18 protein-coding genes are annotated in these 20,138 nt (G+C 61.3%); 16 read left to right on the top strand and 2 right to left on the bottom strand.

The window, feature by feature from the left end:
• The first annotated feature begins 3 nt into the window (after positions 1-3).
• From ispC to AC07PT_RS17320, 14 genes are all read left to right on the top strand, one after another.
• The gene (gene ispC, locus AC07PT_RS17385; protein ID WP_494657492.1) at positions 4-1,182 is read left to right on the top strand and encodes a 1-deoxy-D-xylulose-5-phosphate reductoisomerase; all 1,179 of its coding nucleotides are present in this window, start codon (positions 4-6) and stop codon (positions 1,180-1,182) included.
• 16 nt (positions 1,183-1,198) lie between these two features.
• Positions 1,199-2,566 (top strand): RIP metalloprotease RseP, encoded by a 1,368-nt coding sequence (gene rseP / locus AC07PT_RS17380; RefSeq protein ID WP_494657491.1) that lies wholly within the window; start codon positions 1,199-1,201, stop codon positions 2,564-2,566.
• 42 nt (positions 2,567-2,608) lie between these two features.
• A complete protein-coding gene (bamA, locus tag AC07PT_RS17375; protein ID WP_494657489.1) occupies positions 2,609-4,903 on the top strand; it encodes an outer membrane protein assembly factor BamA in 2,295 nt (764 codons plus the stop codon).
• Complete coding sequence (locus tag AC07PT_RS17370; protein WP_027478711.1) at positions 4,903-5,442, top strand: OmpH/Skp family outer membrane protein; 540 nt, start codon at positions 4,903-4,905, stop codon at positions 5,440-5,442. The genes bamA and AC07PT_RS17370 overlap by 1 nt, the downstream gene beginning before the upstream one ends.
• Positions 5,443-5,456: 14 nt before the next feature.
• Positions 5,457-6,440, top strand: coding sequence for a UDP-3-O-(3-hydroxymyristoyl)glucosamine N-acyltransferase (gene lpxD, locus AC07PT_RS17365; protein WP_494657488.1), 984 nt, complete (start codon positions 5,457-5,459; stop codon positions 6,438-6,440).
• An 8-nt stretch (positions 6,441-6,448) separates the two neighbouring features.
• Entirely contained in the window at positions 6,449-6,889 is a 441-nt protein-coding gene (gene fabZ, locus AC07PT_RS17360) for a 3-hydroxyacyl-ACP dehydratase FabZ (RefSeq protein ID WP_492346325.1), read from the top strand.
• Positions 6,890-6,908: 19 nt separating this feature from the next.
• Positions 6,909-7,703 (top strand): acyl-ACP--UDP-N-acetylglucosamine O-acyltransferase, encoded by a 795-nt coding sequence (lpxA, locus tag AC07PT_RS17355; RefSeq protein ID WP_492346326.1) that lies wholly within the window; start codon positions 6,909-6,911, stop codon positions 7,701-7,703.
• 31 nt (positions 7,704-7,734) lie between these two features.
• Entirely contained in the window at positions 7,735-8,856 is a 1,122-nt protein-coding gene (gene lpxB / locus AC07PT_RS17350) for a lipid-A-disaccharide synthase (protein ID WP_494657556.1), read from the top strand.
• Positions 8,828-9,472, top strand: a complete 645-nt coding sequence (gene rnhB / locus AC07PT_RS17345; protein ID WP_492346327.1) for a ribonuclease HII — start codon at positions 8,828-8,830, stop codon at positions 9,470-9,472. Before lpxB ends, rnhB begins: the two co-directional genes overlap by 29 nt.
• On the top strand, positions 9,460-10,254 hold the full coding sequence (locus AC07PT_RS17340) for a TrmH family RNA methyltransferase (RefSeq protein WP_494657487.1): 795 nt from the start codon (positions 9,460-9,462) through the stop codon (positions 10,252-10,254). The genes rnhB and AC07PT_RS17340 overlap by 13 nt, the downstream gene beginning before the upstream one ends.
• A 233-nt stretch (positions 10,255-10,487) precedes the next feature.
• Positions 10,488-11,660 (top strand): glutamine-hydrolyzing carbamoyl-phosphate synthase small subunit, encoded by a 1,173-nt coding sequence (gene carA, locus AC07PT_RS17335; protein ID WP_494657486.1) that lies wholly within the window; start codon positions 10,488-10,490, stop codon positions 11,658-11,660.
• Positions 11,653-14,901 (top strand): carbamoyl-phosphate synthase large subunit, encoded by a 3,249-nt coding sequence (gene carB / locus AC07PT_RS17330; RefSeq protein ID WP_492346330.1) that lies wholly within the window; start codon positions 11,653-11,655, stop codon positions 14,899-14,901. Before carA ends, carB begins: the two co-directional genes overlap by 8 nt.
• A gap of 139 nt (positions 14,902-15,040) precedes the next feature.
• On the top strand, positions 15,041-15,517 hold the full coding sequence (gene greA, locus AC07PT_RS17325) for a transcription elongation factor GreA (protein WP_494657484.1): 477 nt from the start codon (positions 15,041-15,043) through the stop codon (positions 15,515-15,517).
• On the top strand, positions 15,514-15,978 hold the full coding sequence (locus AC07PT_RS17320; RefSeq protein WP_492346332.1) for a DUF4149 domain-containing protein: 465 nt from the start codon (positions 15,514-15,516) through the stop codon (positions 15,976-15,978). Before greA ends, AC07PT_RS17320 begins: the two co-directional genes overlap by 4 nt.
• Positions 15,979-15,998: 20 nt before the next feature.
• Here the strand turns inward: AC07PT_RS17320 and AC07PT_RS17315 are convergent, their stop codons facing one another.
• Both AC07PT_RS17315 and AC07PT_RS17310 read right to left on the bottom strand, forming a co-directional pair.
• Positions 15,999-16,760 carry a glycosyltransferase gene (locus AC07PT_RS17315; protein ID WP_492346333.1) on the bottom strand — a complete coding sequence of 254 codons (762 nt, stop codon included), beginning with the start codon at positions 16,758-16,760 and terminating at the stop codon, positions 15,999-16,001.
• 4 nt (positions 16,761-16,764) lie between these two features.
• A complete protein-coding gene (locus AC07PT_RS17310) occupies positions 16,765-17,238 on the bottom strand; it encodes a YhbY family RNA-binding protein (protein ID WP_492346334.1) in 474 nt (157 codons plus the stop codon).
• 70 nt (positions 17,239-17,308) lie between these two features.
• On the opposite strand from AC07PT_RS17310, the gene AC07PT_RS17305 reads away from it, so the two are divergent.
• Positions 17,309-17,977, top strand: a complete 669-nt coding sequence (locus AC07PT_RS17305; RefSeq protein WP_492346335.1) for an RlmE family RNA methyltransferase — start codon at positions 17,309-17,311, stop codon at positions 17,975-17,977.
• Positions 17,978-18,122: 145 nt separating this feature from the next.
• Positions 18,123-20,048, top strand: a complete 1,926-nt coding sequence (gene ftsH / locus AC07PT_RS17300) for an ATP-dependent zinc metalloprotease FtsH (protein ID WP_492346336.1) — start codon at positions 18,123-18,125, stop codon at positions 20,046-20,048.
• Positions 20,049-20,138 lie beyond the last annotated feature (90 nt).

Raw genomic sequence — 20,138 nt, 5'->3', positions numbered from 1 at the left:
GACATGACACAACGCATCACCATTCTGGGATCGACCGGTTCCATCGGTCAAAGCACATTGGACGTCATGGCGCGCCACCCCGAGCGCTATGAAGTATTCGCACTCACGGCGGCGACGCAGGTTGAGCTCATGCTCAAGCAATGTGCAAGCTATCGCCCCCGTTTTGCGGTGATGGCCAGCGAAGTCCATGGCCGACGTCTGGCGGATCGGGTCAAGGCTGAAGGTCTGCCTGTCGAGGTGTTGTGGGGTGCCGAGTCCATCGAGGCGGTGGCTGCCCACCCGCAGGTGAATGCTGTGATGGCGGCCATCGTCGGCGCGGCAGGTCTGGCGCCCTGTCTGGCGGCGGCGCGAGCCGGCAAACGCCTCATGCTGGCCAACAAGGAGGCCCTGGTCGTGGGGGCTGAGGTCTTTTTGCAGGCTGTGCGCGAGGGCGGGGCGGTGCTGCTGCCGATTGACAGCGAGCACTCGGCCATCTTCCAGTCTTTGCCCGACGATGCCTCCACCTGGGATCGGCGGGTGCGCAAGATCATCCTCACGGCTTCTGGTGGGCCCTTCCGCACCCGTGACCCGCGGACATTGTCCGAGGTGACGCCCGAGCAGGCTTGTGCCCATCCCAATTGGTCGATGGGGCGCAAGATCTCGGTCGACTCCGCCACCATGATGAACAAGGCCCTTGAGGTGATCGAGGCGCGCTATCTGTTCGGCCTGGCACCCAAGCGAATCGAGGTGGTGATCCACCCTCAGAGCATCGTGCATTCGATGGTTCAGTACCACGATACCTCTGTGGTGGCTCAGCTCGGCGTGCCCGACATGCGTGCGCCCATTGCCTACGGATTGGCATGGCCCGAACGCATTGACAGTGGCGCTGCGCACCTCGATTTCACGGCCTTGCCGGCCATGACGTTCGAGCCACCTGACCCGGCCCGCTTTCCAGGCCTGCAACTGGCCTGGGACGCCCTGGAGGGGCCTGCCGGCACCGCTGCCGTGCTCAACGCAGCCAATGAGGTGGCTGTTCAGGCCTTCCTGGACCGTCGCATCCGCTTTGATCAGATTCACCATGTGAATCTGGAAGCGTTGGCTGCGGTGTTGCCCCAGCAGCCGGCCACACTTCAAGAACTGCTGTTGCTGGATGCCCGTGCGCGTGAAGTCGCCGGGCAGGCCGCCCAGCGCATGCAGACCTGATGGCTGAGGAGTGCCCATGTTGATGACCGTGTTGGCTTTTCTTCTGGCCTTGGGCGTGTTGATTGCCGTTCATGAATATGGGCACTACCGAGTTGCCGTGGCCTGCGGCATCAAAGTGCTCCGCTTCTCCATCGGGTTTGGCAAGGTCCTGTTGCGATGGCAGCCCAAAGGCTCGCCGACTGAGTTTGTTCTGAGTGCATTTCCTTTGGGCGGCTATGTCCGCATGCTGGATGAGCGCGAGGCCCCGGTGGATGCCGCGGAGCGGCACCTGGCATTCAATGCCCAACCTTTGTTCAAGCGTGCGGCGGTGGTGGCAGCGGGTCCGGTGGCCAATCTGCTGTTGGCCGTCCTGCTCTACACGGTGGTGAACTGGACGGGCGTTGAAGAGCCTGCGGCGATCCTGGCCAGCCCTGTGCAAGGGTCGATTGCGGCCCAGGCTGGTTTGCAGGGGGGGGAGACGGTGCGCCGCGCGGCCTTGGCCGGCGAAGAACTGGAGGCGGTGACTTCCTTTGAAGACCTGCGCTGGCTGTTGACGCAGGCTGCACTCAATGGCCGAGACGTTCAGCTCGAAGTGGCGATGGGAGAGCACGCCGGCACGCGTGACTACCTGTTGCCCCTGTCCCGGGTTCAGGTCAAAGAGGCTGACGCTCAGCTTTTTCGCCGCATTGGACTCATGGGGCCGTGGACCCGCCCTGAAGTGGGCGATGTGATGCCTGGCAGCCCTGCAGAGCGGGGTGGATTGCGCCGGGGTGATCTTGTCCATCAGATCGGCGCCACACCCATCGTCGATGGGCAGCAGTTGCGCGAATTGATCCGCTCTTCAGTGGTGCAGGGCGTGCCGCTGGCCCAGACCTGGCGCGTCGAGCAGGGCGGGGTGGTGCGTTCCCTCGAGATGAAGCCCGAGATGCAGCCAGACGGCCGCGACGGCCGGGTGGCCCGCGTGGGGGCCATGATTGGTGCGCCACCTGAATTCGTGACCGTGCGTCTTGGGCCCATCGACGGGCTTTGGCGAGGCGCTGTCAAGACCTGGGAGGTGTCGTCGCTGACCCTGCGCATGATGGGGCGGATGGTGATTGGCGAGGCCTCGATCCGCAACATCAGTGGCCCATTGACCATCGCGGACTACGCCGGCAAGTCAGCCAGCCTGGGGTTGAGTCAGTACTTGGTGTTTTTGGCCTTGATCAGTGTGAGCCTTGGCGTCTTGAACCTGCTTCCCCTGCCGGTCTTGGACGGTGGACACCTGATGTATTATCTTTGGGAGGCGGTGACCGGCAAGGCCGTGTCAGATGCCTGGATGGAGCGGCTGCAGCGGGGGGGGATCGCCCTGCTGATGGCCATGATGTCCGTCGCGTTCTTCAACGACGTCACCCGGCTCTTTGGTTAACCTTGTGGTCGCAGCGCTTGGCGCCGCGGCCCGCGCTCATTCATGAACAAACATCTCTCCCGTTTTTGCCTGCGCACTGTGGCTGCAGTGACGACCCTCCTGGTAGCCTCGCATGCCTGGGCCGTCGACCCCTTCACTGTGCGTGACATCCGCGTTGAGGGCCTCCAGCGGGTTGAGCCCGGAACCATCTTTGCGTCACTCCCTTTCCGGGTCGGTGAGACCTACAACGATGACAAGGGCTCGGCAGCCATCCGTGCGCTGTTTGCATTGGGTCTTTTCAAGGACGTGCGACTCGAAGCCAATGGCGACGTGCTCGTGGTGGTCGTTGAAGAGCGCCCCACAGTGGCCGAAGTCGATTTCGTCGGTACCAAAGAGTTCGACAAAGACACTCTGAAAAAAGCCATGCGCGACGTGGGCCTGGCAGAGGGGCGACCCTTTGACAAAGCGTTGGCCGACCGGGCTGAACAGGAACTCAAACGCCAATACATCAGCCGCAGTCTTTACGGCGCCGAAGTGGTGACCACCGTCACGCCCATTGAGCGCAACCGGGTCAATCTGACCTTCTCGGTGGTCGAGGGTGAACCCGCCAAAATCAAGGACATCCAGGTGGTGGGTAACAAGGCCTTCAGCGAATCGACGCTGCGCGGCCTGTTTGACCTGGACACCGGCGGCTGGCTGAGCTGGTACACCAAGTCGGATCGCTATGCCCGTGCCAAGCTCAATGCCGATCTGGAATCCCTGCGCTCCTATTACCTGGCACGTGGTTATCTTGAGTTCCGCATTGACTCGACCCAGGTCGCGATCTCGCCTGACAAGAAAGACATTTCCATCACCATCAACGTGACTGAGGGTGAGCGCTTTGTCGTGTCTGGTGTCAAGCTGGAGGGCGATTTCCTGGGCAAAGAAGACGAATTCAAGTCTTTGGTTTCGATCAAGGTGGGTGAGCCCTACAACGCCGATGACGTTGCTCACACCAGCAAGGCCTTCTCTGATTATTTTGGCAATTTTGGCTTTGCCTTTGCTCGGGTGGAGGTTCGCCCCGACATTGATCGCAGCACCAATCGCGTTTCTTTTGTGCTGGCAGCGGAACCGTCTCGCCGCGCTTACGTCCGCCGCATCCACGTGACAGGCAATGGCCGCACGCGTGACGAAGTGGTTCGCCGTGAGTTCCGCCAGTTTGAAGCTTCGTGGTACGACGGGGACCGCATCAAGCTGTCGCGTGACCGGGTGGATCGTCTGGGTTTCTTCAAGGACGTCAACATCGAAACCCAGGAGGTGCCAGGCTCGCCAGACCAGGTTGATCTGGTCATCAATGTGACGGAGAAGCCGGCAGGCAGCATTCAGTTGGGTGCCGGGTTTTCGAGTGCCGAGCGCGTTTCGCTCTCGTTCAGCATCCGCAATGAAAACGTGTTTGGCTCGGGCAATTACCTCGGCTTCGAGATCAACACCAGCAAGTACAACCGCGTCATTTCGGTGAATGCGACCGACCCGTACTTCACGGTCGATGGCATCTCCCGCACCATCGATCTCTACCACCGCGCGCTGCGGCCCTACGCAGATCAGGGGGGGAACTACCGCTTGCTGACCACGGGCGCTGGTCTGCGTTTCGGTATCCCGTTCAGCGAGACCGATCGCGTGTTTGTGGGCATGAATGCTGAGCAAACCACCATCCAGGCGGGTACCAACATTCCAGCCGCATATCTGACCTACGCGGAAACCTACGGCTACACCAGCTGGGCTGCCCCCCTCACGCTCGGCTGGTCCCGGGATGATCGGGACAGCGCCCTGGCACCCAACAATGGGCGCTATCAGCGCTTCAATTCAGAACTGGGCATGATCGGGGACGCGCGATACACCCGCAACAACTACCAGTATCAGCAATACGTGCCCATCACCAAGAAGTTCACGTTTGCTTTCAACGGCGAAATCGGTCTGGGCAAGGGGTTGGGTGGACGCCCATTCCCGGTGTTCAAGAACTTCTACGGCGGTGGTCTGGGTTCTGTCCGGGGCTTTGATCAAGGTACCTTGGGCCCGCACGACGTCACAGGCGCCATCGTGGGCGGTGCCAAGAAGGTGGTTCTCAACGCCGAAGTCACGGCGCCGTTCCCGGGTGCCGGCAATGACCGCACACTTCGTGTCTTCGGCTTCACGGACGTTGGTAACATTTTTGGTGAAAATGAAAAAATCACCTCCAGCCAACTCCGCACTTCGGTGGGTATTGGCTTGAGTTGGGTATCTCCCATGGGGCCTCTGCGTTTTGCCATTGCCAATCCGGTACGCAAGTTCCCTGGCGATAGAATCCAGAGATTGCAATTCCAGATCGGAACGTCTTTCTAATGAAATCCATTTCTCGTCAATGGGCCCTGGCCGCAGTGCTGGGTGCCTCCGCGTTCGCTGCTGCTCCGGTCATGGCCGAAGACTTCCGTGCCGGTTTCGTCAACACCGACCGCATCTTCCGCGAAGCAAACATGGCCAAGTCTGCCCAGGCCAAGCTCGAAGCTGAATTTGCCAAGCGCGAAAAAGAATTGGTCGATCAGCGCAACGCGTTGAAGACCGCCTCGGACAAGTTCGAGCGTGAGGCACCGACCCTGTCTGAAACGCAGCGCACCAGCCGCCAGAAGCAGCTGGTCGATCAAGACCGCGATTTCCAGCGCAAGAGCCGTGAATTCCAGGAAGACCTGAACACCCGCAAGAACGAAGAACTGCAGCAGGTCATCGATCGCGCCAACAAGGTGGTCAAGCAAGTCGCCGAAACTGAAAAGTACGACGTGATTCTGCAAGAAGCCATCTACATCAATCCCAAGCACGACATCACTGACAAGGTGATCAAAGCTTTGAATGCTGCCAGCGCAGCCTCGGGCAGCACGGGCAAGTGAGCCGGGTGACAGGCATGGTCCTGCATCTGGGGCAGATTGTTGAGGCACTCGGCGGCGAACTCATCGGAGACCCGTCGCTGGGCATTGCTCGCATCTCCCCGCTGGAGTCGGCGCAGGCCGACTCCATCAGTTTTCTGAGCCACCCCAAATACCAGCAGCAGTTGTCTCTGACAAAGGCGGGTTGCGTGATCGTGGCGCCGGCTTTTCGTGACTTGGCCCGCGAGCGCGGCGCATGCATCGTCACGGATCAGCCCTATTTGTACTTCGCGCGGTTGACCAGGTTCTGGAAGCAGGCGATGCGCCCAGTGAACACCTTGCGTGTTCACCCCAGCGCAGTGATCGATCCCGAGGCTGAGGTTCATCCCACGGCCCGCATCGGTGCACTGTGTGTGATCGAGCGCGGCGCTCGCATCGGTGCGGACACCTTGCTTTATTCCCGTGTCACCGTGGGCGAGGGGTGTTCGATTGGTGAACGCTGCATTCTTCACCCAGGCGTGGTCATTGGTGCAGATGGTTTCGGCTTCGCACCTGTCGATGGGATCTGGGAAAAGATCGAGCAATTGGGCGCCGTGCGTATCGGAAACGATGTCGAGATTGGTGCCAACACCTGCATTGACCGCGGAGCGCTGGACGACACCGTGCTGGCAGATGGCGTGAAGCTGGACAATCTGATCCAGATCGGCCACAACGTCCGCATTGGCGCGCACTCTGCGTTGGCAGGTTGTGTGGGGGTGGCGGGCAGCGCCACCATCGGGGCGCATTGCACCGTCGGCGGCGGCGCCGTGGTGCTGGGGCACCTGACGCTGGCGGACCATGTTCACATTTCTGCAGCCTCTGTGGTGACCCGCTCATTGCTCAAGCCCGGCCAGTACACTGGCGTGTTCCCTCTGGACGACAACCGCCAGTGGGAGAAGAATGCGGCCACTCTCAAGCAACTTCACGGCCTTCGAGAACGCATCAAGGCGCTTGAGTCGTCAAAACAAGAATCGAATTCATAAAGTACCCCATGTTGGACATTCATCAAATCCTCAAGCAACTGCCCCACCGTTATCCCATCCTGCTGGTAGATCGTGTGCTGTCGGTTGAAAAGGGCAAGACCATCAAGGCCTTGAAGAACGTGTCGATCAATGAGCCCTACTTCATGGGCCATTTCCCTCATCGCCCTGTGATGCCGGGCGTGCTGATGCTGGAAGCCATGGCTCAAGCGGCAGCTTTGCTGGCTTTTGACACCCTGGGTGTCACGCCTGACGACAAGACGGTGTATTACTTCGCCGGCATTGATGGTGCGCGTTTCAAGCGCCCTGTCGAGCCGGGTGATCAACTGATCATGGACGTCTCGCTGGAGCGTATGAAGGCCGGTATCTTCAAGTTCAAGGGCATCACCCGCGTGGGCGAAGAAGTGGCCTGCGAAGCCGAACTCATGTGCACCATGCGCACCATTGCCTGATCAATCCCAGGAGCACGCCATGGCCCAAATCCATTCCACCGCCATCGTGGACCCCGCAGCCGAGCTCGACAGCACGGTCTCGGTGGGGCCTTACACCATCATCGGGCCGGACGTGATCATTGGTGCGGGCACCACGATCGGTGCTCACTGCGTGATCGAGGGCAACACCACGATCGGTTGCGATAACCGCATCTTCCAGTTCAACTCACTGGGTGCGATTCCGCAGGACAAAAAATACGACAACGAGCCTTGCGAGCTGTTCATCGGCGATCGCAATACGATTCGTGAGTTTTGCACCTTCAACATCGGATCACCTGGTGGCGGAGGGGTGACACGCGTCGGCAATGACAATTGGATCATGGCTTACGTCCACTTGGCTCACGATTGCATGGTGGGTAACAACACCATTTTTGCCAACAATTCGCAGCTGGCAGGTCATGTGGAAGTCGGTGACTGGGCGATTCTGGGCGGCTTCACCGTGGCGCACCAGTTTGTGCGCATTGGTGCGCATTGCATGACGGCCATGTGCTCGCTGTTGTTTGCTGACCTACCGCCATTTGTCATGGCTCAGGGGCAGCCGGCCCAGGCCCGTTCGATGAATTTCGAAGGTTTGCGCCGCAGGGGCTTCTCGTCCGAACGCATTGCTGCCGTGCGGAGCATTCATAAGCTTTTGTACCGCAACAATCTGGCGCTGGATGTGGCCTGCACCGAGATTTCGCGTTTGACCGAAAGCCATCCTGAAGCTGCGGCAGACGTGCAGATGATGCTCGAATTCCTTGAGCAGACGCCGCCCAGCCGCGGCATCGTGCGCTGACCCCGAAGTGACCATGGATCCGCGTTTCGCCATGGTGACCGGCGAGGCGTCCGGTGACTTGTTGGCCGCCTTGCTGCTGGATGGGTTGAAGGCCCGTTGGCCTGCCTTGACTGCGCGGGGCATCGGTGGGCCGGCGATGGCTCAGCGAGGCTTCGAGGCCTGGTGGCCTCAGGCGCGTCTGGCCGTTCGGGGCTATGTCGAGGTGCTACCGCACCTGCGTGAGCTGCTGGCCATGCGCCGTGCCCTTGGCGACCGCCTGCTGGCCGACCGCCCTGATGTGTTCGTGGGGGTAGATGCCCCTGATTTCAATTTCGATCTGGAAATCCGCTTGCGCGAGGCCGGGATCCCCACGGTGCATTTCGTCAGTCCCTCATTTTGGGCCTGGCGGGCCAAGAAGGTCGAAAAGTTGCGCCGCGCAGCCGATCACGTGCTGTGCGTTTTCCCTTTCGAGCCAGAGCTCCTGGCCGCCCATGGTGTTGCGGCCACCTATGTTGGGCATCCGATTGCGAACATGATTCCGCTGGAGCCTGATCGCGCGGCAGCGCGGCGCCAACTCGGCCTGCCGCAGGATGGGCGCATCGTGGCCTTGCTGCCGGGCAGCCGGCGTTCCGAGGTGCACTACCTGGTGGATCGTTTCATGGCGGCTGCCGGTCTGTTGCGGGCACGTTACCCCGATCTTCGCTTTGTGCTTCCCACCTTGCCAGCCTTGCGAGCCGAGGTGGAGGCTGCGGCGCGGCGTGCGGGCCTGACCGAGGGGATGCTGACCATTCTGGAGGGGCAATCCCACGCTGCGCTGGCGGCCTGTGATGTGACCCTGATTGCCAGTGGTACGGCGACGCTGGAGGCCGCCCTGTTCAAGCGCCCGATGGTGATTGCCTACAACATGCCTTGGTTGAGCTGGCAGATCATGAAGGGTAAAAAGCTGCAGCCCTGGGTGGGCCTACCCAATATCCTGGCTCGAGACTTTGTGGTGCCCGAGTTGCTGCAGGAGGCGGCCACGCCTTCGGCGCTGGCAGCGGCAGTGGGTGATTGGCTGGACAGCCCAGCCAGGGTCGCAGACCTTCAGGCTCATTTTCTTCAACTCCACCAAACCCTTCAACGCGACACCGCTCGCCTGGCCACCGATGCGATCGAGAAGCTTCTTGCACGCTGAACAATCCACGCTGCTCTGGGACCCCCCTGGTTTGCAGGCGGGAGTCGATGAGGCTGGGCGTGGCCCACTGGCGGGGCCCGTGGTGGCTGCAGCCGTCATCCTGGATGAACTGCGGCCGATCCAGGGGCTGGCCGACTCCAAGAAGCTCACTGCGGCGCGGCGGGAGAAGCTGTTTGATGAAATCAGGGCCAAGGCCTTGTGTTGCTCGATTGCAGAAGCCTCGGTGGAGGAGATCGACAGGCTCAACATCTTGCAGGCCACCCTGCTGGCGATGCGCCGGGCTGTGGAGGGCTTGCGACTCAAGCCCGTCAAGGTGCTGGTGGATGGCAATCAACTGCCTCGTCTCGATGTGCTGGCTGAGGCCGTGGTCAAGGGCGATGCCTTGATTCCATCCATTTCGGCGGCCTCCATCTTGGCCAAGGTGCACCGTGATCGGTGGTGCCAGCAATACCATCAGCAGTATCCGCTTTACGGCTTTGACTCGCACAAGGGGTATGGCACCGCCGCGCACCTGGCGGCCTTGCGTGAGCAGGGGCCCTGTCCTCAGCACAGGCACACGTTCGCGCCAGTGCGTGAGGCGCAAGCCCTGGCGGGTGCGCGACAATGCTGTCTGTGACTCAGAACGCCAACTTCACCCCGATCACTTCGCGTGACAATCCGCAACTCAAGGAGTTGCGTCGCCTCACCCAGGACAGCACGGCCTACCGCAAACAGGGGCGGGTGTGGCTGGAGGGTGATCATCTGGCCCGCGCGGCCTTGCAGCGGGGCCTGCGCCCGGCACTGGGTGTCTACGCTGAATCCTTCTGGAGCCGCGAAGGGGCGGGCTGGGCGTCTCACGCTCCGCGAAATCTGGTGCTGCCCGATGCCCTGTTCAAAGACCTCAGTGGCCTTGAATCGCCCGCCCCGATGGCCTTTGTGATGGCCTTGCCGGTGCCGTCAGCCGTCAACGGTGCGGTGCCGACCGTGGTGTTGGATCGGGTACAGGATGCGGGCAATGTCGGCTCCATCCTGCGCAGCGCCGCTGCGTTCGGCTTCAAGCAGGTGCTGGCAGTCAAGGGTACGGCGGCTTTGTGGTCGCCCAAGGTTCTGCGAGCAGGCATGGGGGCGCACTTCGCCCTGGACCTGATTGAGGGCCTGGCGCTGGAGCAGGTGCTTGAGCTCAAGGTGCCCTTGATTGTCACCAGCTCACACCAGGGGGCGCTGATCCAGGATCAATCCTTGCCCTGGCCTTGTGCCTGGGCCATGGGCCACGAAGGGCAGGGCGTTTGCGAGGCGCTGATGGCGCGCGCCGAATGGGCCGTGCGCATCGGGCAGCCGGGGGGTGAAGAGTCCTTGAATGTGGCAGCTGCTGCGGCCATTTGCCTGCATGCCAGTGCGCTGGCTGCCTTGAAGAGTTGATGGGCGGCCAGTTTGGCTGTTTGGTTTGAGGTGCGGTTTCGAAAAAATACCTACCTCAAAATGGGTCTCGGTTGTCAACTTCGCGTCAGTTGTGCCGCCGATCAGCTATAATGAGAGGCTTTCACGCAACACCCACGCCTAGCGCATTCCAGCCATTCCCTCCAAAAGCACATCCACAGAGGCAACTCGTCGGAATCCGCTTGGGCGTACCCGTAACCAACCCGGAGAACCCAGTGCTTTTGTCTCAACAGGGAAGCTTCCCGCCCGCCATCCTGGCGCTCGCAGACGGCACGGTCTTTATTGGCAACTCGATCGGAGCCCCCGGCTCCACGGTCGGTGAAGTGGTGTTCAACACCGCCATCACCGGCTACCAGGAAATCCTCACCGACCCCAGCTACTGTCAGCAGATCGTGACGCTCACGTATCCGCACATTGGCAACTATGGGGTCAATGAGGAAGACGTCGAAGCTGAGAAAGTCCACGCCGCTGGCCTGATCATCAAAGACTTGCCTTTGCTGGCATCCAATTTCCGCATGTCCATGACGCTGTCGGCCTACCTGCAGCGCGAAGGCACGGTGGCGATCGCCAACATCGACACCCGCAAGCTGACCCGCCTGTTGCGCAGCAAGGGGGCTCAGAACGGTGCGATTGTCGGCTTGGCAGTTGGTCAGGAAGTGACCCAGTCGCTGATCGATCAGGCGGTGGCCGCCGCCCAGGGGGCCCCAAGCATGGCCGGTTTGGATCTGGCCCGTGTGGTGACCGTGCCCGCAGCCTACGATTGGACCCAGACCGAGTGGAAGCTGGGCGCGGGCTACGGTGTGCAGTCTGAGCCCAAGTTCCATGTCGTGGCCTACGACTTCGGTGTCAAGAAAAACATCCTGCGCATGTTGGCTGAACGCGGCTGCAAGGTCACGGTGGTGCCGGCGCAGACGCCTGCATCCGAAGTGCTCAAGCATCAGCCCGATGGCATCTTCCTGTCCAATGGCCCCGGCGATCCGGAGCCCTGCGACTACGCCATTGCTGCGGCCCGTGAGTTGATCGAAACCGGTATTCCGACCTTTGGCATCTGCCTGGGGCATCAGATCATGGCCTTGGCCTCGGGCGCCAAGACCTTCAAGATGAAGTTCGGTCACCACGGCGCCAACCACCCGGTGAAAGACCTCGACACCGGTCGCGTCAGCATCACCAGCCAGAATCACGGTTTTGCCGTCGACGAAAAGACGCTCCCGGCCAACCTGCGTGCCACGCACATCAGCCTGTTCGACAACACGCTGCAAGGTTTGACCCGCACCGACAAGCCGGCCTTCTGCTTCCAGGGTCACCCTGAAGCGTCGCCAGGCCCGCATGACATCTCGTACCTCTTTGACCGCTTCACGGCACTGATGGAGCAACACAAAAATGCCTAAGCGTTCAGACCTCAAAAGCATCCTGATCATTGGCGCCGGCCCGATCATCATCGGCCAGGCCTGTGAGTTCGACTACTCTGGCGTGCAGGCCTGCAAGGCCCTGCGCGAAGAGGGCTACAAGGTCATCCTGATCAACAGCAACCCTGCCACGATCATGACCGACCCGGCCACCGCCGACGTCACCTACATCGAGCCCATCACCTGGCAGACGGTCGAAAAGATCATCGCCAAGGAGCGCCCTGACGCGATCCTGCCGACCATGGGGGGGCAGACCGCTCTGAATTGCGCCCTGGACCTGTGGCACAACGGTGTGCTCGACAAGTACAAGGTGGAGCTCATCGGCGCCACGCCCGAGGCCATCGACAAGGCTGAGGACCGCCTGAAGTTCAAGGACGCCATGACCAAGATCGGTCTGGGTTCGGCCCGTTCAGGCATTGCCCACAGCATGGACGAAGCCTGGGCGGTGCAGAAGTCCGTGGGCTTCCCCACCGTGATCCGCCCCAGCTTCACGCTGGGGGGCACGGGTGGCGGCATTGCCTACAACGCTGAAGAGTTCGAAATCATTTGCAAGCGCGGTCTGGAAGCCTCTCCGACCAATGAACTGCTGATCGAAGAATCGTTGTTGGGCTGGAAAGAGTACGAGATGGAAGTGGTCCGCGACAAGGCGGACAACTGCATCATCGTGTGCTCGATCGAGAACCTGGACCCCATGGGCGTCCACACCGGTGACTCGATCACTGTGGCACCCGCCCAGACGCTGACCGACAAGGAATACCAGATCATGCGCAACGCCTCGCTGGCGGTGCTGCGTGAAATCGGTGTGGATACCGGCGGCTCCAACGTTCAGTTCTCGGTCAACCCCAAAGATGGCCGCATGATCGTGATCGAGATGAACCCGCGGGTGTCTCGTTCCTCGGCGCTGGCCTCCAAGGCCACGGGCTTCCCGATTGCCAAGGTGGCGGCCAAGCTGGCTGTCGGCTACACCCTCGATGAGCTGCGCAACGAAATCACGGGTGGCGCCACGCCGGCCAGCTTCGAGCCCAGCATCGACTATGTGGTCACCAAGATCCCCCGTTTTGCCTTCGAGAAGTTCCCCACGGCCGACAGCCGCCTGACCACCCAGATGAAGTCGGTGGGCGAGGTGATGGCCATGGGTCGTACCTTTCAGGAATCGTTCCAAAAGGCCCTGCGCGGCCTGGAGGTCGGCGTGGACGGCATGAACGAAAAGACGCAAGACCGCGAAGTGCTCGAAAAAGAGTTGGGTGAGCCCGGCCCCGAGCGCATCTGGTATGTGGGCGATGCCTTTGCCATGGGTTTGAGCGTGGACGAAGTGTTCGATCTGACCAAGATCGACCGCTGGTTCCTGGTGCAGATCGAAGAGATCGTCAAGATCGAACTCGAACTGGACAAGCTGGCTGCCGAGAAGGGCGATGCCGCTCTGGCCTCGATCGATGCCGGCACCTTGCGCAGCCTGAAGAAAAAGGGTTTTTCGGACCGCCGTCTGGCCAAGCTCCTCAAGGTGCCTGAAAAGGCGATCCGCGACACCCGCAAGGCCCTGAACGTGCGCCCGGTCTACAAGCGCGTGGACACCTGCGCCGCCGAATTTGCCACCGACACGGCCTACCTGTACTCGTCCTATGAAGACGAGTGCGAAGCCGAGCCCACCAACAAGAAGAAGATCATGGTGCTGGGCGGTGGCCCGAACCGCATCGGTCAGGGCATCGAGTTCGACTACTGCTGCGTCCATGCGGCCCTTGCCATGCGCGAGGACGGCTATGAAACCATCATGGTCAACTGCAACCCCGAGACCGTCTCGACCGACTACGACACCTCCGACCGCCTGTACTTCGAGCCCCTGACGCTGGAAGACGTGCTGGAGATCGTCGACAAGGAAAAGCCGGCCGGCGTGATCGTTCAGTACGGTGGCCAGACCCCTCTGAAGCTGGCCCTGGGCCTGGAGTCTGAGGGTGTGCCCATCATCGGCACCAGCCCTGACATGATCGACGCGGCCGAAGACCGCGAACGTTTCCAGAAACTGCTGCAAGAGCTGGGTCTGCGTCAGCCCCCGAACGCCACCGCGCGCACCGAAGCCGAAGCCCTCGACAAGGCGGCCGCCCTGGGTTACCCCCTGGTGGTGCGCCCGAGCTACGTGCTGGGTGGCCGTGCGATGGAAATCGTGCACGAGCAGCGCGACCTGGAGCGCTACATGCGCGAAGCCGTCAAGGTCAGCAACGATTCGCCCGTGCTGCTGGACCGCTTCTTGAACGACGCCATCGAATGCGATGTCGACTGCCTGCGCGACCCTGAAGGCAAGACCTTCATCGGTGGCGTGATGGAGCACATCGAACAGGCTGGCGTGCACAGCGGTGACTCCGCCTGCTCGCTGCCGCCCTACAGCCTGAGCGCAGAGACGGTGGCTGAGATCAAGCGGCAGACCCGCGCCATGGCGGCCTCGCTGAACGTGGTGGGTTTGATGAACGTGCAGTTCGCCATCCAGCACATCGACGGCAAGGACGTGATCTATGTGCTCGAAGTGAACCCGCGTGCCTCACGCACCGTGCCCTTCGTGTCCAAGGCCACCGGCATTCAGCTGGCCAAGGTGGCTGCTCGTTGCATGGCCGGTCAGACCCTGGCCTCCCAAGGCGTCACCGAAGAGGTCACACCGCCTTATTTCAGCGTCAAGGAAGCGGTGTTCCCCTTCGTCAAGTTCCCGGGTGTGGACACCATCCTCGGGCCGGAGATGAAGTCCACCGGCGAGGTCATGGGCGTGGGCAAGACCTTCGGCGAAGCCTTCGTCAAGAGCCAGCTGGGTGCCGGCACCAAGCTGCCGCGCTCGGGCAAGGCTTTCCTGACCGTGAAGAACAACGACAAGGCGCGCGCCGTCGAAGTGGCCCGTCAACTGGTGGCGCAAGGCTTCGAGCTGGTGGCCACCAAGGGCACTGCGGCGGCCATCACCGCCGCAGGCGTGGCCTGCGTGACGGTGAACAAGGTCACCGAAGGCCGTCCTCACATCGTCGACATGATCAAGAACAACGAGATTGCCCTGGTCATCAACACGGTTGAAGAGCGTCGCAACGCCATCGCTGATTCGCGGCAGATCCGCACCAGCTCCTTGCTGGCCCGTGTCACCACCTTCACCACCATTGCGGGTGCCGAGGCGGCCGTCGAGGGCATGAAGTACATGGACAACCTGGACGTGTACTCGGTGCAAGAGTTGCATGCGCAATTGACGGCTGCCTGAGTTCACCGCTCTAATCGCGGCATAATCCACCGCTGAAATGAAACCGCCGCGCGGCAACGTGCGGCGGTTTGCTTTTGTGCCCTGCCAGCCTGCCGTGTCAGCAAGGCAGACTTCGAAGAAAAAATGACGGAGTAACCCCATGGCTACCATCCCCATCACCAAGCGTGGCGCTGAAAAGCTCAAGGAAGAGCTGCATCGCCTCAAGACTGTCGACCGTCCCTGGGTCATCAATGCCATCGCCGAGGCGCGCGCCCAGGGCGACTTGAGCGAAAACGCCGAGTACGAAGCTGCCAAAGACCGTCAAGGCTTTATCGAAGGCCGGATTCAGGAAGTCGAAGGCAAGCTGTCGGCGGCACAGATCATCGATCCGTCGGCCCTCGATGCAGGCGGCCGTGTGGTGTTCGGCTCCACCGTCGAACTGGAAGACGAGGCCACCGGTGACGCCGTGAGGTACCAGATCGTGGGTGAGGATGAGGCCGATCTCAAGCAAGGTCTGATCAATGTCTCCAGCCCGATCGCTCGTGCCTTGATCGGCAAGGAAGAAGGCGATGTGGCCGAGGTGCAGGCCCCGGGCGGCATCAAGCGCTACGAAGTGGTGGCGGTGCATTACCTGTGACCAGCACCTGGCGTCAGCGACTCCGGGCGCGCCTGCCGATCCTGGTGGCAGGCCTGTGGTGGGGCAGCCTGAGTGCCGTCGGCTTCATGGTGGTGCCCTTGCTGTTTGCCAAGTTGGGCGCCCCTGCGGTAGCCGGGGGCATGGCCGCCCATCTGTTCACGGCTCAAACCTGGGTTGGGACGGTCTGTGGCTTGTTGTTGCTGATGTTCTTGCGTCCATCAGCCGATCAAGATGCCTCGGCCCCGGTGTGGCCGACGACATGGCTGGGCTTTGTGCTGGCAGCCATGCTGTGTGCCTTGCTGTCTGAGTTTGGCGTGGCGCCACACATCGTGGCCCGGGACAATCTCAAGCTGTGGCATTCATTGGGCAGTGGCCTGTATTTGTTGCAGTGGGTATGGGTCGGACTGCTGTTGTGGCGCCTCAGTGGCGTCGCGGGTGAGTCGCACCGGCAAGCCGCCTGAAGGGGTGGCTTGCAGGGCTTTTACTCGTGCCAGTGATCGGCCACCCAGGTGGCGGGCTGGATGTGACGGAAGCGGCGGTTGCGTCGGCCTGCCAGGGCATCCGGGGGGTTGCATTCACCGTGAAAGATCACCACACGCGCGCCCTGGGGCACAAAAGGGGCTTTCCAGTAGTTGCTGGGCCAAGCGGGGATGCAGTGGTACTTGAAGCTGGGGCACCAATCGGCAGGCCAATAGGCCAGCTTGCCCTGTCGATGCAGAAAATCCGACAGATAGGCCTGCTCGTTGCGGAACTGTTGGCGAATCTGATCGAAATGGTCTCTGAAGTACGCCAATACGTCCGGATGAGCCCCCAGTTGAAAGCGGTACACCGACGAATTGCCTGTGATGCGCCAAGGGCGTTTGTAGTCATGGATGATCAGGAACTCGCCAGGCTGGGTGAAAAACGCATCCAGCGAGCCCGTGATGACCACGTCCACATCGAGGAAGAGGGCGGTGCCGTTCAAGCCGTGCAGGTCGGCACTGAACGTGGCCAGCTTGGTCCAGCCCCGTTCGGGAATGCCGGCTGGCAGGTTCAGGGCAGGAATGGGCAGGCACTGGACCTCGGGTCGTATGCCGGTGGCATCGTCTGTCAGGCAGACAAAATTGAAGGGGCCGCTGAGGTGGCGGCGCACCATGGCGTAAAGCCGGTTGACGTATTCGGGGCCGTATTTCGTGCCCCATTTCATGCAGATGACGTGGCGATCACCGTTGTAGGTGATCGCCGTGTCGGGTACCGGGCTCATGCGTTCAGTCGGCCTGGCGTTTCTTGATCGACTTCTGCTTGGGCTTGGCGCGCTTGACCACACCACCCGCCGTCAGGCGCTGGTTGCCGAGCACGCGAAGCGTCTTGACCTCAGGCTTGTGGCCTGCGCGCTTGCTGTATTTCAGCACCTTGACGTCGCGCGGACCTGGCATGCGGTCTTCGTCCTCGGGGCGTTGCTTTTCGGCTTGCGGGCGCCACAGCACCAGCAGCTTGCCGATGTGCTGCACCGGGGCGGCACCCAGGTCATTGGCCAGGGTCTGGTAAATCTGTTCGCGGTTGGCTCGGTCGTCCGAGAACACCCGGACCTTGATCAGGCCGTGGGCATTCAGGGCGGCGTCCACTTCTTTCTGGACGGCAGGGGTGAGACCATCGCTCCCGATGAGCACGACGGGATCGAGGTGGTGGGCGTTGGCCCGTTGTTCCCGGCGCTCGGCGGGTGTAAGTTGAATTTGGGGCATGGCCGTATTATCGGGCTTGGCCGCCCCTAGAACCAGGGTGACCTGGCGGCCAGGCCGCCGGCAAGGAAACATGAAGATCAAAACGAAGAGCAAAAAGGTCAACAAGGCATGGTTGAACGACCATGTCAACGACCCCTACGTGAAGCAGGCCGCACGCGACGGCTATCGGGCCCGTGCGGCCTACAAACTCAAGGAAATCGATGAAGCACTGGGCTTGATCAAGCCAGGCCACCTGGTGGTGGATCTGGGTTCCACGCCGGGGGCCTGGAGTCAGTACGTGCGACGCAAGCTGTCGCCGGCGGGTGCCGCCGTGGGCGAGCTCAATGGCGCCATCATTGCGCTCGACCTGCTGCCCATGGATCCGATCGAAGGGGTCATTTTCATTCAGGGTGACTTCCGTGAAGCCGAGGTGCTGGCGCAACTCGAATCTGTGGTGCAGGGGCGACCGATCGATGTGGTGGTGTCCGACATGGCACCCAACCTGTCGGGTGTCGAGAACGTCGATGCCGCCAGAATTGCCCATCTGATCGAGCTGGCGATCGACTTCGCACAGAACCACCTGAAGCCTGAGGGCGCGTTGGTCACCAAGGTATTCCATGGCAGCGGCTACACCCAACTGGTGCAATTGTTCAAAGAGACCTTCAAGGTGGTCAAGCCGCTCAAGCCCAAGTCCTCGCGCGACAAATCGTCGGAGACCTTTCTGATCGGCATGGGGCTGAAGAACCCGGGCAAACCGTGAGTCAGATCAAGAAAATCAGGGCTTCCTGCGTCAAAACCCTTGTTTGCCCTATGGCTGCAATCGAGAAATCAGATCCCCTGACGACTTGAAAGGCCTAAAATGGGCCCCACGTTTCCCTCGTTGACTTACGCTTCTGGAGCCCCGCTTGAATAATCAGTGGTTTTCGAAAATTGCCGTCTGGCTCGTGATTGCCATGGTGCTGTTCACTGTTTTCAAGCAGTTCGACTCGCGTGGTGGTTCGGGTGCGGGCTATGTCGGGTACTCCGATTTCCTCGAGGAAGTGCGTGGCAACCGCATCAAGAGCGCCACCATCCAAGAAGGCCAGGGTGGTACTGAGATCGTGGCCGTCACCACCGACGACCGCAAACTGCGCACCACCGCCACCTACCTCGATCGCGGTCTGGTGGGTGACCTCATCAACAACAACGTCAAGTTCGACGTCAAGCCGCGCGAAGAGGGCTCCCTGCTCATGACCCTGCTGGTCAGTTGGGGCCCCATGCTGTTGCTGATCGGCGTGTGGGTTTATTTCATGCGTCAGATGCAAGGTGGTGGCAAGGGCGGCGCTTTCAGCTTCGGCAAGAGCAAGGCTCGCATGCTCGACGAGAACAACAACCAGGTCACCTTTGCCGATGTGGCCGGTTGCGATGAAGCCAAGGAAGAAGTCAAAGAGGTGGTCGACTTCTTGAAGGACCCGCAGAAGTTCCAGAAGCTGGGTGGGCGCATTCCCCGTGGCCTCCTGCTGGTGGGCCCTCCGGGTACCGGCAAGACCTTGCTGGCCAAGTCGATTGCTGGCGAAGCCAAGGTGCCTTTCTTCAGCATTTCGGGCTCTGATTTCGTGGAAATGTTCGTTGGCGTGGGCGCAGCCCGCGTGCGCGACATGTTCGAGAACGCCAAGAAGAACGCGCCCTGCATCATCTTCATCGATGAAATCGATGCGGTCGGACGCCAGCGCGGCGCCGGGCTGGGCGGCGGTAACGACGAGCGCGAACAGACCCTCAACCAGATGCTGGTCGAGATGGATGGTTTTGAGACCAACCTCGGCGTGATCGTGGTGGCTGCCACCAACCGCCCTGACATCCTGGACGCTGCCTTGTTGCGTCCGGGCCGTTTCGACCGTCAGGTCTACGTCACCCTGCCCGACATCCGCGGCCGTGAACAGATCCTCAATGTGCACATGCGCAAGGTGCCCATTGGACAGGACGTGAACCCCGGCATCATTGCCCGTGGCACGCCCGGCATGAGCGGTGCCGACCTGGCCAACCTGTGCAACGAAGCTGCCCTGATGGCTGCCCGCCGCAATGCGCGCACTGTTGAAATGCAAGACTTTGAAAAGGCCAAGGACAAGATCCTCATGGGCCCCGAGCGCAAGAGCATGGTCATGCCCGAGGAAGAGCGCCGCAACACGGCCTACCACGAGTCGGGCCATGCCTTGATCGGCAAGCTGCTGCCCAAGTGCGATCCGGTGCACAAGGTCACCATCATCCCGCGCGGCCGTGCGCTGGGCGTGACCATGAGCCTGCCGGCGCAAGACCGCTACAGCTACGACCGCGACTACATGCTCAACCAGATCAGCATGTTGTTCGGTGGCCGGATTGCGGAAGAAGTGTTCATGAACCAGATGACCACCGGCGCTTCCAATGACTTTGAGCGTGCCACTCAGATTGCCCGTGACATGGTGATGCGCTACGGCATGACCGAATCGCTGGGCCCGATGGTCTATGCCGAGAACGAAGGCGAAGTGTTCCTGGGCCGCTCGGTGACCAAGACCACCAACATGAGCGAGCAGACCATGCAAAAGGTCGACTCTGAAGTGCGTCGCATCATCGACCAGCAGTACGCGCTTGCGCGAAGCCTGATCGAAGAGCACAGCGACAAGATGCACGCCATGGCCAAGGCCTTGCTGGAGTGGGAAACCATCGACGGCGAGCAACTTGACGACATCATGGCTGGCAAGGCCCCCCGTCCTCCCAAGGACTGGACGCCCCGCACCCCCACCGGTGGTGATGGCGGTGGCGGTGGTACCCCTGCCGTCAACACCGAGGCGGCTCCGGCAGCACCGACGGCCGCCTGAGTCTCGGGCGCTGACCTTGATCGACGCCCAGGGCGTCTCTCCTCAACGGGGCCTTGACTGGCCCCGTTGCCTATTTCGGATCGGTTTTTT

The sequence above is a fragment of the Curvibacter sp. GW821-FHT09D12 genome, assembly GCF_059416245.1.
The sequence above is the reverse complement of the archived record's forward strand: the minus strand, read 5'-3'. Positions and strand labels throughout refer to the sequence as shown.